This window comes from Streptomyces sp. NPDC104371 (assembly GCF_055583785.1).
Map to the genome: position 1 here is coordinate 636,997 of NZ_JBVJNF010000003.1, position 12,046 is coordinate 649,042.

Below are 12,046 nucleotides of genomic sequence, written 5' to 3' on the forward strand. Positions count from 1 at the left end.
GCCCGGTCGGCGTGGTGGGGCCACCATGGAACCAGAACCCCGAGGACGAGGTTCCCGTGGTGAGCCGCGAGGAGCGGTGCCCGCGGTCAGGAAGGAAGGCTGATGGTCATGCTGTGGGCATCATGGACGACGACGGGGGTGTTCACCGGACCGGGCGGAGCCCGCACCGAAGAGGCCGGGACCGTGACGGGCGACCTGACCGTGCACACCACCTGGGACGGCCGGCAGATCGATGTGGCGGTCCAGTACAGCGGCGCCTCCCAGTGGTACACCCTCACCGGCAGCCCGGTGCCGTGCCCGTCGGAGCGGGACAGCCGGGAGCTGCACCAGGAGGTGGTGGAGGCGGTGCGGGCCGGCGGTGGAGCCATGGTTCCGCATCACCACGGGTAGCGGCTCGTACGGGTACACACGGAGACGCCATGCGGAGCAGCGGCCATCGCGGGGTTCCGCACACCGCGGACCTGCGGGTGGAGGCATGGGCCCCGACCCGCGAGGAGTGCCTGGCGCAGGCGGTACGGGCCGTCTGCGAGTCGTTCCTGGATCTGACCGGGGCGGTCGGGGTCCGGGACACGGACGTCGTGGTGCGAGGAGAGCGGGACGAGGACGTGCTCGTGGCGTTGCTGGAGGAGATCCTCTACCGGCTGGACACCGCGGGGGAGATCCCGGTCGAGGTGACACCGGTCGCGGTCGCGGACGGTGTGCGCGTCGGCCTGCGGATGGCCGACGTCGCCGCGCTCCCGTTGACGGGAGCCGTACCGAAGGCGGTCACGCTGCACCGGCTCGACTTCCGCCCGGGGCCCGAGGGCTGGACCTGCGCGGTGACTCTCGATGTCTGAGCACTGCCGCCCGCGCCGCCCCGGTGCGGCTGCCGACCGATGCCCCGCGCCCTACGATGGACGCCACGGGGCAGGTGCGCGTGGAGCCGCCGAGCCACCGTCTCTTCCACACAGGGGCGAGCACAGCAGGAGCGAGAAGCCCGCTCCCGCCCAGGGGCCGTATTCCGCGAACCGCCCGGATCCCACGGGCGCACCGGAAGGGGAAGACTCATGTCCGCCACACACCCGTCGGACTTCAACCACACCGTCCACACCGCGAACGTGTGGCTGAAGGCGGTGGCCGAGAGTATGGGGACCGAGGACCGCCATCTCGCCCACCGGGTCCTGCGGACCTGGCTGCACACGCTCAGGGACCGGCTCACCGTCGATGTGGCCGCCCACTTCGCCGCCCAGTTGCCCGAGGTGATGCGCGGCGCCTACTACGACGGCTGGAACCCCAGCGTCGTCCCGATCAAGTACGACCGCGACGGCTATGTGAACCGCTTCTCGCAGGAAGCCAGGGTCGCCGTCGAGGACGTCCCCGAGATCGCCGCGGCGGTCACCACCGCCGTCCATGACCGGGTCTCTCCCGGACAACTGGAGGCCGCGCTGGAACAGGTCCCGCACGGCATCCGGAACCTCCTTCTCCAACCGGCCTCCTGAGCGGTCCGACGGCCGAAGGACCGCTGGGAAGCGCGCGACCCGGGACGGCGGCCCATCGACGGGTGGTGACGGGTATGGACGACATCACGCTGGTGCGGGAGGGCCCGTTCCGGTTCCGGATCGAGCCGCAGGACCGGATGCGGGTGCCCGGCGTGGTCTTCGCGACCGAGGATCTGCTGCCGCAGGCCGTCGGGGACAAGGCGCTGGAGCAGGTGGTCAATGTGGCGACCCTGCCCGGCATCGTGCGCGCCTCGTACGCCATGCCGGATGTGCACTGGGGGTACGGCTTCCCGATCGGAGGGGTCGCCGCCACCGACGTCGACGCCGGGGGAGTGGTCTCGCCCGGCGGGGTCGGCTTCGACATCTCCTGCGGGGTACGGCTGCTCGCCGCGGGCATCGACCGTACGTCCCTGGCGCCCCGGATGCGGGCGCTGATGGATCTCCTCGGCGACACCATCCCGCGCGGCACGGGGCGCGGCGGGCTGTGGAAGCTGTCCGGCCGGGCGCAGATGGAGAGGCTGCTGGTCGAGGGGGCCGGGTACGCGGTCGAGTGCGGCCATGGTGTGGCCCGCGACCTGGAGCGCTGCGAGGACCGCGGGGCACTGGAAGGGGCCGACCCGTCGCATGTCGGGCAGCGGGCGGTGGAACGGGGGTTGCAGCAGGTGGGCAGCCTGGGGTCCGGCAACCACTTCCTGGAAGTACAGGCCGTCGAGCAGGTGTACGACGCCGAGACCGCCGCCGTCTTCGGGCTGCGCGCCGGGCAGGTGTGCGTCATGATCCACTGCGGGTCGCGCGGGCTGGGACACCAGGTGTGCACCGATCACGTCCGCGTCATGGACCAGTCGCTGCGCTCGTTCGGCATCCAGCTCCCGGACCGGCAACTCGCGTGCGCGCCCGTCGTCTCCTCACCGGGCCGCGGGTATCTCGGGGCGATGGCAGCCGCCGCCAACTACGGCCGCGCCAACCGGCAACTGCTCGCCGAGGCCGCGCGCCACGCCTTCGCCGTCGCCGCCGAGGTGGGGCTGGACCTGGTCTACGACGTCTCGCACAACACCGCCAAGATCGAGACCCATGACGTGGACGGCGTACCGCGCCGGTTGTGCGTCCACCGCAAGGGAGCCACCCTGGCGCTGCCGCCCGGCCACCCGGCCCTTCCGGAGGGCCTCGTCGAGTCCGGGCATCCCGTGCTGGTGCCCGGCACGATGGGCACCGCCTCGTACGTGATGGTCGGCGCCGACGGCAACGACGCCTTCTGCTCCTCCGCCCACGGCGCGGGACGCGTGTGGAGCCGTCACGAGGCGCTGCGCCAGGTCCGCGGCGAGCAGTTGCGCGGCGAGCTGGAGTCGCGGGGCATCTCCGTGCGGCCGTCGTCCTGGCGCGGACTCGCCGAAGAGGCCCCGGAGGCCTACAAGGACGTCGACGCGGTCGCCCGCGCCACCGAGGGCGCGGGCCTGGCCCGGCTGGTGGCCCGTCTGGTGCCGCTCGGAGTGGTCAAGGGGTAGCGACCGTGGGGGACCGGGGCCGTCACCGGCTCCCCCACGGTCGGGCTCAGGCCCTGCCGTTGTAGTAGGTGATGTCCCAGTGCGAACCCTCGCGCGCGTAGATGTTGCCCGCGGGTGACTTGTACTGCCGCGCCCGGTCGCCGTGCCGCTGGCCGATGTAGTGGAACTTGGTCACGAACCGGTCCACGCACGGCGTCGGCCGGACATCGACCTTGTAGCCGTTCCAGTGGCTGTACGTGCCGCCCGCGTGCCCGCGTTCCGTGCCGCCGGTGATGGTCACCGCGCAGTGGCTCGCCCTCTTGAAGGCGATCACACCCGCCACCGTGGTCCTGTTGATCTGCTCGAAGGACGTGCACCTCGTGTTGTTCCGGTTGCTGCATCCGCCGGAGGAGGTCCAGGTGACGCCCGCCTTCCGCAGCTCCCGGGCGGCGGCCGACTGGGAGTACTTCGCGGGCGCGGCGAGGGCGGCGGGCGCCGTGGCCGCCAGCAGTCCGCCGGTCACCAGCGCGGTGGAGACGGCGAGCCCGGCCCGGTGAGCGATGCGACGGTTCATGTGCGCAAGGTCCCTTCAAGAACGCCAAGTTGTGACTACGCCACGAACACTGCCCACACGGGTACTCCCGGCGAACTGCCCCCACGGGGGCGCGCGGGGGCATCCGGCGCACCCTGCCGTCCCTCGCGCGCGTGCGTCACACCACCCCATGGGCTACCGGTGCGGCCGTTCAGCGCACCAGCGGTGGTGGGCCCCGCCGCCCGCGTTCATGGTGGAGCACGCGGCGGATCGCGTGAAGCGGTGATCCCAGCGGTCAGAGACGGGGTGCGAGCGTGACGGCGATGACGACGGCCAGGAGGACCACCGTGGTACTCGACGAGATCGAGCTGCTGAAGGCCAAGGAAGAGGAACTGGAGGAGATCTTCCGTACCAGCCCGCCCGGTGAGATCCCCAAGGGCCCGATGGAGGGCACGGCCGTCCTCCCGTGGGCGGGGAGTGTCGGAGCCCGGCTGCTCGCCGTGTTCGTCGGACTGAACCTGTGGCGCGGCAAGCTCTTCAGCCCGGACGGCCATCTGAGCAACCGGCTCACACCGCTGGACCTGCTCGCCGTCGTCGGCACGGTCACGGTGGGGCCGAGCCAACTGGACGGACAGGACTGCATCGTCGTCGACTACTCCCGAACATCCCTTCTGGCGCAGGGAGTTCGGGACGAGATCCGGCAGGCCACACCGGATCTGTATCTGGGGCTGGTGTGGCTGTTCGGCCACAAGGTCGGCTGGTTCACGCTGCGGGTGCCGGGCGGCGGGAACGCGCAGTAGCTCCTACGGAGTGTCGTTCCACTCGTAGGGTCCGCCGCCGCGCCACTCGATCAGTTCGGGGTCGTCGACGGCCGTGTCCGTGGTGGGCAGCCCGGCGCGATGCAGGAAGTCCATCACGTCGAACAGGCTGTACGCCATGCCCATGCGCTCGCCGTGGATCGTGACCCGTCGACCACCGTCCGGCGACAGCGGCAGTACGACCACAGGTGGACGGCGCCCTCTCATACGACTACCATGCGCCGACCTCGGGCGGCCCGCAGCTCGGGCGGGGCGCGGACGGCCCATGGTTGCCGCCCCGGAGGGACGGCGGGAGACTGCCGGTATACGGCGAGGGGCGTACCGCCGGTCCTCAGCTTCTGACCAGCTTCCGACCGGGCCCGTGTGTGAGGAGGTCAGGACATGCTCCGGATCACCGTCGACATCGACGCCACCGCCTCGTCCGCCCTCCGTACGGTCGACGACGTCGTGTCCGGCCGTCTCACCTCCGGCGGCTGGCCGGTCGGGCACGGTCACATCCCCGACACCCTGGACGAGGGCCAGCCGCTGGACGCCCTGGTGCTGATGCCCGAACCCGCCCTGCCCGGCGCCACTGTCCCGGCGCTCCCGCTGGCCGTCCTGCACCTGGCCGCCCCGCAGCCGCTCCCGGTGGCTCCGGTGTTGCTGTGCGTGGCCGAGGACCCGCGCGTCGGCGGCTCGGCGGACACCGACGACCCGGCGCACCGGCCCGCCGCCCTGGACGCCTGGGCCGCCGTCCTGACCCGCTTGCGGCCACGGACCCCCTACGAGGTCACCGACTGCGGCACCCGCAGCGAGGCGGAGCACCTGCTGGCCGACGCCCATCACGCCTATGAGCGGCTGACCGGATGCCTGGACTGGACACCGCCGTCCGTACCGAGGCGGATCACGTCGTCGTGGTGAGTTCGACGAGGTGCCGTGCCGTGCCCGCCGGGTCGATGATCTGGTGGAGATGCTCGCCGGGCAGATGCGCCACGCGCCAGCCGCGCTCGCGCGCCTCGGCGGCCTGCTCCTCGTAGGGCGGGCCGAACAGCAGGTAGGAGCAGGGGTGGTCGGCCCAGTCGGCGGGGACCGGGATGCGCTGCTCGTAGTAGGACAGCGGCAGCGTGGGCTGCTCCTCGACGACCGTCTTCCGCATCACCGGGTCGGAGAACATGGGGGCGATGTCCGCCTCGTCCCACCAGTCGGTCCAGCGCGGCAGGACGCCGTGCACGGCCATCGGGCGGAGGAAGTCCAGCAGTTCGGGCGGGGCCACCGGGGTCTCGCCCTCGCGGGCGGGCAGCGCGGCGTCGACGAAGACCGAGGCGGCCACCGGGTGGTCGAGGCCCGCGCGGATCGCCGGGAGGAACAGGCCCGCGTTGCTGTGGGCGACCAGGACGACCGGGGTGTCGGCCGGGACCTGGCGCAGGTCGGCGCGGACGGCGTCGACGGCGCGGGGCCAGAACGGCGGCGCACCCGCGCCCACGTGCAGCAGCGACGGCACCCGTACCCGGTACCCCGCCGACGTCAGGTGGTCGGCCACGGGGGCCCAGGTCGAGGGGCCTACAGACGGGCTGTGCACGAGAACGAAGATCGGTTGCATGGCTCGATCCTGTCGCCTCTCCCGTACGACCGCGAGAGGCTCTGCCGGCAGCAGAACGCCTCACTTCGAACGAGCGTGCGTGTCATCACCCCAGGGTGGACGTCCTACAAGGGAGCCGCCTCGAGGCGATAGCCCGCCACCAACTCGGGGACGATGCGCACCACATGCGCCATCTCGGCGTTGACCCACGGGACCAGCAGACGCCGGTAGTGGGCCACGTCGTCGGGGGCGGTCACCCGGGACGCGACCCCGGTGACCACGACGCTCCAGCCGGTGCGGGTGACCGGGTCGATCCGGTCGGCCTCGTAGGCCACGACCTCGGAGGCCAAAGAGTGCCCGAGCAGGGTGGAGCCGGTGTGGGTGCGGATCACGATGGTGCCGTCGTCCCCCACCACGTGGTTGACCGGACGGATCGCGGGCAGCGCCTGTTCGGTGAAGGCCACCCGGCCCATCTCGACCGTGCCGAGCAGCCGCAGCGCCTCGTCCCGGCTCACCTCCACCATGTGGTGCGCCGCGGCGGCCCGTTCGGCACGCACAGGGTTCACGACGCCTCCTCCGCGGCCATGCGCCGCGCACCCGTGGGCCAGAACACGTCCACGGCGATGCCGCTGCTGCGCGCGTAGGCCACCAGATGCGCCGTCGCGTCCCTGCCGTTGGACGGGGAGCCGTCCCACACCGCCAGCAGCCCCTCGCAGGCGCGGAGCACACTCTCGTCCGCGCCCACACAGGCGCCGCGGTCGGCCGGGTCGTACTCCAGCAGCCGTACCTGCTCGGAGAGCACCAGGAGTTCACCGGCGGCCTTGAGGTCGGCCTCCTTCAGCACCGTGGGCAGCCCCTTCTTGGCGGGCAGCACGGTCACCAGCGGCAGGCCCGCGGCGCGGGCCGCCCGGCCGAAGACGAGCGGCAGTCCCCGACCGGCACGGACCAGTCCGGCCCGTCCCGCGCGTGCGAAGTCGGACAGCCGACGGCGCAGCTCCTCCTCCAGCATCGCCAGGGTGGGCGCGGTGAGATCGGGGTGACCCACGAGAGCGATCACTTACGGCAGTCCTTCCTCCGCTGCCTTCGCGCCGAACCTGTTCCGGCACGGTGGCACGGGGGGTGGGCCATGGGAATGGCCACCCCCGGGAACACCTGATCCTTCCCCCCTCGAAGGACGGCGGTCCACCGGCCGACAGGGGTGCACACAGGGCCGGTCGGCCCCTTGTGGCAGAGGATCTTGCCGTGCCCCGCTCGGCTACGCCCGCTCGGCGGGGAGTTCGAACCGTACGAGGACCACCTTGCCGCTGCGGTCGACGGCCGGTTCCACGCTGACCTCGCCGTGGTACTCGGCGGCCAGTTCCGTGACCATCCGCAGCCCGGCCCCCATGCCCTCCTCGCTGAGATCAGGCAGCCGGGGCTCGGCGTCCGCCACACCGACGACCAAGTGCCCGCCCGAGGCCGTCAGTCCGACATCCATCACCGGTGAGCGGTCCGCGTGCCGCAGGACGTTCGCCACCAGCTCGCTGACCACCAGCAGCACCGCGTCCGCGAACGCCGACCCCGGTGCGACCCCGGCGGCGGGCAACTGCGCGGCCACGGCTTCCCGGGCCCGTCCGACCGCTCGCGGGCCCAACTCCACGGAGGCGACATGGCGTCGGACAGGCGGCGGCAGGGGCGCGGGGGCCGCGGTCCGCCGTTCCCGCCGCCAGGGCAGCCGGAACCTGCCCGCGCCTCTCAAGACGCCGTCTCCCCCGAGCGGAGTTCCGCCAGCAGATCCTGGCGTCCGGCCAGCAGGACGGCGAGGATCCGGCGGGCGGCGGCGAGCAACTGCGCCACATCGCCTCCGGCCAGTTCGTACACGACCGTCGAGCCCGTGCGCGTCGCGGTCACGATGCCGGAGCGGCGCAGCACGGCCAACTGCTGGGAGAGGTTGGACGGTTCGACCTCTATGGCCGCGAGCAGATCCCGTACCGGCTTCGGGCCGTCCTGGAGCAGCTCCAGGACCCGGATGCGCACCGGGTGCCCCAGCATGCGGAAGAACTCCGCCTTCGCCTCGTACAGCGGAACCGGAACCGGCACCCGGATCACTCCTCTTGCCTGTCGGTGTCAGTCACGCGGATCCCGTGCCGCCGGGCCAGGCGCACGGCGTCCTCCAACTCGTCCTGGGCGACGGCCTCGGCGAAGACGTCGTCGGCCGCCCGCGCCGCCGCGAGGGCCGTCCGCGCCTGCCGTATCCGCTGGAGCATCGCCTCGGCGAACTCGGATTCGCGCATCCGGGCCTCCTCCCGAACGGCCCATGTGCACGGCGGTTGGTGAATTGAAGAACTCTTCACAACGAAGAACTCTTCCAGACTATGCGACCTCGCCGGGCGCAGGAAGGCGTGGACGGTCGTGGCCCGGTTCAGTCGGAGGACTTCTTCTCGCCCAGGTGCTCGACGAAGTCCTGGGCCTTCTCCACCCCGGTGTCGATCTTGTCGCTGTACTTGTGGTCGGTCTTGTCGTCGATGAACTCGCCGACCTTCGTCAGTCCCTGGCTGATGGTCTCGCCATGGCTCTCGGCGAGTTCCTCGGCCTTGTCCTTGAGGTTCTTCAGCGCGTCGAACATCGGGGGTGTCCTCCTTCGGCGATGCGGTCTGCGCACCGGGTTCCGGACCATGATCCCATGCGCGTGCGGTGGGTATTCCGCCCGTGCGGGAGGCGGGATAGGGTCGCCTTGCGCGCGATCGTGTACGGAGGTGCCGAGATGGAGAGCAGCCCGCGAGCACGCCGGGGCCGGCCGCCGGGCAGTGGAGCCGTCGAAGGCGAACTGACGCGCCGTCAGAAGGACATCGTCCGGTTCATCACCGACACGGTCGAGCGGCAGGGCTACCCGCCTTCGATGCGCGAGATAGGGCGGGCCGTGCACCTGGCGAGCACCTCGTCGGTCGCGCATCAGTTGATGGTCCTCGAACGCAAGGGGATCCTCTACCGCGACCCCAACCGGCCGCGCGCCTACCAGGTACGGCCGTCCTGGGCCCCCGAGTTGGACGCGAAGGCCGTGCCGCCGGTGGAGGTGCCCCTGGTCGGGCGGATCGCCGCCGGGGCGCCCCTGCTGGCCGAGGAGATGGTGGAGGACGTCTATCCGCTGCCCCGCCAACTGTGCGGCGAGGGCGATCTGTTCGCCCTGACCGTGTCCGGTGACAGCATGATCGACGCGGCCATCTGCGACGGCGACATCGTCACCGTCCGCCGACAGGACAGCGCCGACCACGGCGATATCGTCGCCGCGCTCCTCGGTGACGAGGCCACCGTCAAGCAACTGCGCCGCCAGGACGGGCAGGTGTGGCTCATGCCCCGCAACCCGGCCTACGAGCCGATCCGCGGCGACCGGGCGCGGATCCTCGGCAAGGTCGTGGGCGTGCTGCGGATGCTGTGAGCCGTGGTGTCCGGGCCCGTTCACCGCGCCAGAGCGTGCCCTTCGTCCCGCCAGAGCGCGTGGAAGTGGTGGACCGGCCCGTGTCCCTGTCCGACATGCAGGGTGTCGGCGGCGCGCAGGGCCCCCGTGAGGTAGTCCTTGGCCTCCCGGACGGCCGTGAGCCAGTCCGAACTGCGGGGCCGTAGCGCCGCGATCGCCGAGGACAGGGTGCAACCGGTGCCATGGGTATGACGTGTCGGGATCCGCGGCACCGCGATCTCGACCGGGCCTTCGCCCGCGCTGTAGACGTCCACACAGGTGCCGCCGTCCAGATGGCCGCCCTTCAGCAGTACGCGCCGGGCCCCGAGCCGGTGCAACCGCCGTACCTGATCGCGCATTTCCGCGACGCCGGTGGCCGACCGGTCGCCCAACAGGTCCGCCGCCTCGGGCAGGTTCGGCGTGATCAGATCGGCGCGGGGCAGCAGGACCTCACGCAGCGCGGCCACCGCGTCCGCTGCCAGCAACCGGTCGCCGCTCGTGGCCACCATGACCGGGTCGAGCACCACATACGGAGGGGAGAACCGGTCCAGCGCCTCGGCGACGGCATGGATGACCGACGCCTCGCCCAGCATGCCGATCTTCACCGCGTCCGCGGGGACGTCGGTCAGCAGCGTCTCCAACTGCGCGTGGACGAACGCCGCGGGCACCTCGAGTATCTCGCGTACACCCGTGGTGGTCTGGGCGACCAACCCGGTGATCACGGCCATGCCGTAGCCACCGAGGGCCGAGAACGTCTTCAGATCGCCCTGGATTCCCGCGCCACCGCTGGGATCGGTGCCGGCGATCGACAGCACCTTGGGAACAGCAGTCAACGACGACGTCCCTTCGCTAGTCCGAACTAGATCAGGTTCAACGGGTGTGATCTCAGCCCGGTGTTCGGGCACCCCGCGTCGCGGACCACGGTAACAGAGCGGTGCGGAGGGGCGATCGGCGGTTCTGTGCGTAACCTGTGCGCTGCCGGGCGCGTTGAGTCGGGTCGAACTCGGGTCGAGCTCGGGTCAGACGAAAGAAGGTGACGTCGTATGTCCTTCGGAGAGTTCGGGCCGTCCCGTCGCGCGTTCCTGGCGACCGCGGCGCTGCTGCCCCTGGCGGGCTGCGGCGCGGAGGAACGCTCGGCGCCCACGTCGCCTCCGACGCAGGGACGCGGCCCCTCCCGTTCCCCCGCCCCCACGGTGGACGCTTCGTGGTGCGCGGAGCTCGAACGCGAGCACGGTGCGCGGCTCGGCGTCTACGCGCTGGCGACCGGCAGCGGTGCCACCATGGCCTACCGCGCCGACGAACGCTTCGCGTTCTGCTCCACCTTCAAGACGTTCGCCGCGGCGGCGGTCCTGCACCGTAACCCGCTCGCCCACCTGGACCACCACGTCACCTACACCGAGGCCGACGTCAACTCCATCTCGCCGATCACCAAGGACCACACCGCGACCGGCATGACCATCAGGCAACTGTGCGACGCCGCCCTCCGCTACAGCGACGGCACGGCCGCGAACCTGCTGATGCGCGACCTCGGGGGCCCGGCGAAGCTGACCGCCTATCTGCGCGAACTCGGCGATCCCCACAGCAGGATGGACGACTACGAGCCCGAGCTGAACCGGCACGGCATCGAGGACCCGCGCGACACCACCACCCCCCGGGCGATCGCCACCGACCACCAGAAGCTGCTGCTCGGCGACGCGCTGAGCGCGGACAAGCGCGCCCTGCTCAAGGACTGGCTCGAACGCAACGAAGGCCCCCGGCGCATCCGGGCCGGGCTGCCCCGAGGGTGGAAGGTCGCCAACAAGACCGGTACCGGTGACTACGGCAGGGCCAATGACGTCGCCCTCGTATGGCCGACCGGCAGCGCCCCGCTCGTACTGGCCCTCATGTCCGACCGGCCCGGCTACCACACACCGCCCCGTGAGTCCCTGATCACGGAAGCCACCCGCCGGATCGTCGCCGACCTCACCTGAGCCGAGGGCCCCCGGGCCCGCCGTCGCCGAAGGGCAGAACGTGGCAACCCGGCGTAACGTCCGTAGCGCCGGAAGTTCGACCTCCTGACGCCGCGGGTCCCCTTCGCACGCCCCGCGCCCCGCCCGAGGAGCACGTCATGGGTATCTTCAGCCGCAAGAAGCACCAGGCCCCGCCCGCCACGGCCGATACGGCGGCCATGACCGGCCAGGCCACCACCGACCTGGCGGCCCTGACGGGCGAGTACATGCTCGACCCGGCGCACACCTCCATCGGCTTCGTGGCGCGCCACGCCATGGTCACCAATGTGAAGGGCGGCTTCCACGAGTTCACCGGCACGCTCCGGCTGGACGGTACGGACCCGTCGAAGTCCAGCGCGTTCGTCGAGGTGAACGTGGCGAGTGTCGACACGGGTCAGCCGGACCGGGACAACCACCTGCGCAGCTCGGACTTCTTCCGGGCCGAGGAGTACCCGACGATGACGTTCCGCTCCACCCGGGCGGAGGACCTGGGCGGCGGGCTCTACCGCATGACCGGTGAGCTGTCGATCCTCGGCATCACCAAGCCCCTCACGCTCGACCTGGAGTTCAACGGCGCGGCCAAGGACCCGTTCGGCAACGAACGCGTCGGCTTCGAGGGCACGGCGCAGATCCTGCGCTCGGAGTGGGGCCTGACCTGGAACACGGCGCTGGAGACGGGCGGAGTACTGGTCGCGGACAAGATCAAGCTGGTCTTCGACATCTCGGCGATCAGGCAGCGCTGACACGTGTGGTCGGTC

At 71.4% G+C, this 12,046-nt stretch carries 19 protein-coding genes and 1 riboswitch; of the genes, 9 read left to right on the forward strand and 10 right to left on the reverse strand.

Going from position 1 to position 12,046, the window contains the following annotated elements; genetic code table 11:
• Positions 1-108 precede the first annotated feature (108 nt).
• From ACZ60T_RS13550 to ACZ60T_RS13565, 4 genes are all read left to right on the forward strand, one after another.
• Positions 109-390, forward strand: coding sequence for a hypothetical protein (locus tag ACZ60T_RS13550; RefSeq protein ID WP_365627087.1), 282 nt, complete (start codon positions 109-111; stop codon positions 388-390).
• 29 nt (positions 391-419) lie between these two features.
• Positions 420-836 carry an archease gene (locus tag ACZ60T_RS13555; protein WP_365627090.1) on the forward strand — a complete coding sequence of 139 codons (417 nt, stop codon included), beginning with the start codon at positions 420-422 and terminating at the stop codon, positions 834-836.
• Positions 837-1,046: 210 nt separating this feature from the next.
• A complete protein-coding gene (locus ACZ60T_RS13560; protein ID WP_365627094.1) occupies positions 1,047-1,478 on the forward strand; it encodes a DUF2267 domain-containing protein in 432 nt (143 codons plus the stop codon).
• 74 nt (positions 1,479-1,552) lie between these two features.
• Positions 1,553-2,980 carry an RtcB family protein gene (locus tag ACZ60T_RS13565; protein WP_469665980.1) on the forward strand — a complete coding sequence of 476 codons (1,428 nt, stop codon included), beginning with the start codon at positions 1,553-1,555 and terminating at the stop codon, positions 2,978-2,980.
• 46 nt (positions 2,981-3,026) lie between these two features.
• Here ACZ60T_RS13565 and ACZ60T_RS13570 read toward each other — a convergent pair whose 3' ends face one another.
• Positions 3,027-3,533: a hypothetical protein gene (locus ACZ60T_RS13570; protein WP_469665981.1), complete on the reverse strand. Its 507-nt coding sequence runs from the start codon at positions 3,531-3,533 to the stop codon at positions 3,027-3,029.
• Between the two features lie 281 nt (positions 3,534-3,814).
• On the opposite strand from ACZ60T_RS13570, the gene ACZ60T_RS13575 reads away from it, so the two are divergent.
• The gene (locus ACZ60T_RS13575) at positions 3,815-4,291 is read left to right on the forward strand and encodes a hypothetical protein (protein WP_365627104.1); all 477 of its coding nucleotides are present in this window, start codon (positions 3,815-3,817) and stop codon (positions 4,289-4,291) included.
• Between the two features lie 3 nt (positions 4,292-4,294).
• On the opposite strand, the gene ACZ60T_RS13580 is transcribed toward ACZ60T_RS13575, so the two are convergent.
• Positions 4,295-4,516, reverse strand: coding sequence for a hypothetical protein (locus ACZ60T_RS13580; protein ID WP_365627107.1), 222 nt, complete (start codon positions 4,514-4,516; stop codon positions 4,295-4,297).
• A gap of 174 nt (positions 4,517-4,690) precedes the next feature.
• Between ACZ60T_RS13580 and ACZ60T_RS13585 the strand changes: the two genes are divergently transcribed.
• Positions 4,691-5,209: an inorganic diphosphatase gene (locus ACZ60T_RS13585; protein ID WP_469665983.1), complete on the forward strand. Its 519-nt coding sequence runs from the start codon at positions 4,691-4,693 to the stop codon at positions 5,207-5,209.
• Here ACZ60T_RS13585 and ACZ60T_RS13590 read toward each other — a convergent pair.
• The 7 genes from ACZ60T_RS13590 to ACZ60T_RS13620 all read right to left on the reverse strand — a co-directional run bounded on the left by ACZ60T_RS13590 (position 5,193) and on the right by ACZ60T_RS13620 (position 8,472).
• The gene (locus tag ACZ60T_RS13590; RefSeq protein ID WP_469665984.1) at positions 5,193-5,888 is read right to left on the reverse strand and encodes an alpha/beta fold hydrolase; all 696 of its coding nucleotides are present in this window, start codon (positions 5,886-5,888) and stop codon (positions 5,193-5,195) included. The genes ACZ60T_RS13585 and ACZ60T_RS13590 overlap by 17 nt on opposite strands.
• 104 nt (positions 5,889-5,992) lie before the next feature.
• Positions 5,993-6,433, reverse strand: coding sequence for a pyridoxamine 5'-phosphate oxidase family protein (locus ACZ60T_RS13595; RefSeq protein ID WP_469665985.1), 441 nt, complete (start codon positions 6,431-6,433; stop codon positions 5,993-5,995).
• Positions 6,430-6,924, reverse strand: coding sequence for a hypothetical protein (locus ACZ60T_RS13600; RefSeq protein WP_365627120.1), 495 nt, complete (start codon positions 6,922-6,924; stop codon positions 6,430-6,432). Before ACZ60T_RS13600 ends, ACZ60T_RS13595 begins: the two co-directional genes overlap by 4 nt.
• 198 nt (positions 6,925-7,122) lie before the next feature.
• The gene (locus tag ACZ60T_RS13605; RefSeq protein ID WP_469665986.1) at positions 7,123-7,605 is read right to left on the reverse strand and encodes an ATP-binding protein; all 483 of its coding nucleotides are present in this window, start codon (positions 7,603-7,605) and stop codon (positions 7,123-7,125) included.
• Complete coding sequence (locus tag ACZ60T_RS13610; RefSeq protein WP_365627126.1) at positions 7,602-7,946, reverse strand: ArsR/SmtB family transcription factor; 345 nt, start codon at positions 7,944-7,946, stop codon at positions 7,602-7,604. The genes ACZ60T_RS13605 and ACZ60T_RS13610 overlap by 4 nt, the downstream gene beginning before the upstream one ends.
• Positions 7,947-7,951: 5 nt before the next feature.
• Complete coding sequence (locus tag ACZ60T_RS13615; protein WP_469665987.1) at positions 7,952-8,140, reverse strand: hypothetical protein; 189 nt, start codon at positions 8,138-8,140, stop codon at positions 7,952-7,954.
• A gap of 128 nt (positions 8,141-8,268) precedes the next feature.
• Entirely contained in the window at positions 8,269-8,472 is a 204-nt protein-coding gene (locus tag ACZ60T_RS13620; protein ID WP_365627132.1) for an antitoxin, read from the reverse strand.
• 138 nt (positions 8,473-8,610) lie between these two features.
• On the opposite strand from ACZ60T_RS13620, the gene lexA reads away from it, so the two are divergent.
• Positions 8,611-9,282, forward strand: a complete 672-nt coding sequence (gene lexA / locus ACZ60T_RS13625) for a transcriptional repressor LexA (protein WP_365627135.1) — start codon at positions 8,611-8,613, stop codon at positions 9,280-9,282.
• A 20-nt stretch (positions 9,283-9,302) separates the two neighbouring features.
• On the opposite strand, the gene thiD is transcribed toward lexA, so the two are convergent.
• Positions 9,303-10,133, reverse strand: coding sequence for a bifunctional hydroxymethylpyrimidine kinase/phosphomethylpyrimidine kinase (gene thiD / locus ACZ60T_RS13630; RefSeq protein WP_469665988.1), 831 nt, complete (start codon positions 10,131-10,133; stop codon positions 9,303-9,305).
• A riboswitch (TPP riboswitch) is annotated at positions 10,125-10,219 on the reverse strand. (Overlaps the previous gene by 9 nt.)
• Before the next feature lie 124 nt (positions 10,220-10,343).
• Here thiD and bla point away from each other — a divergent pair.
• Both bla and ACZ60T_RS13640 read left to right on the forward strand, forming a co-directional pair.
• Complete coding sequence (gene bla / locus ACZ60T_RS13635; protein WP_469665989.1) at positions 10,344-11,270, forward strand: class A beta-lactamase; 927 nt, start codon at positions 10,344-10,346, stop codon at positions 11,268-11,270.
• Between the two features lie 137 nt (positions 11,271-11,407).
• On the forward strand, positions 11,408-12,031 hold the full coding sequence (locus tag ACZ60T_RS13640) for a YceI family protein (RefSeq protein ID WP_469665991.1): 624 nt from the start codon (positions 11,408-11,410) through the stop codon (positions 12,029-12,031).
• The last annotated feature ends 15 nt before the right edge of the window (positions 12,032-12,046 follow it).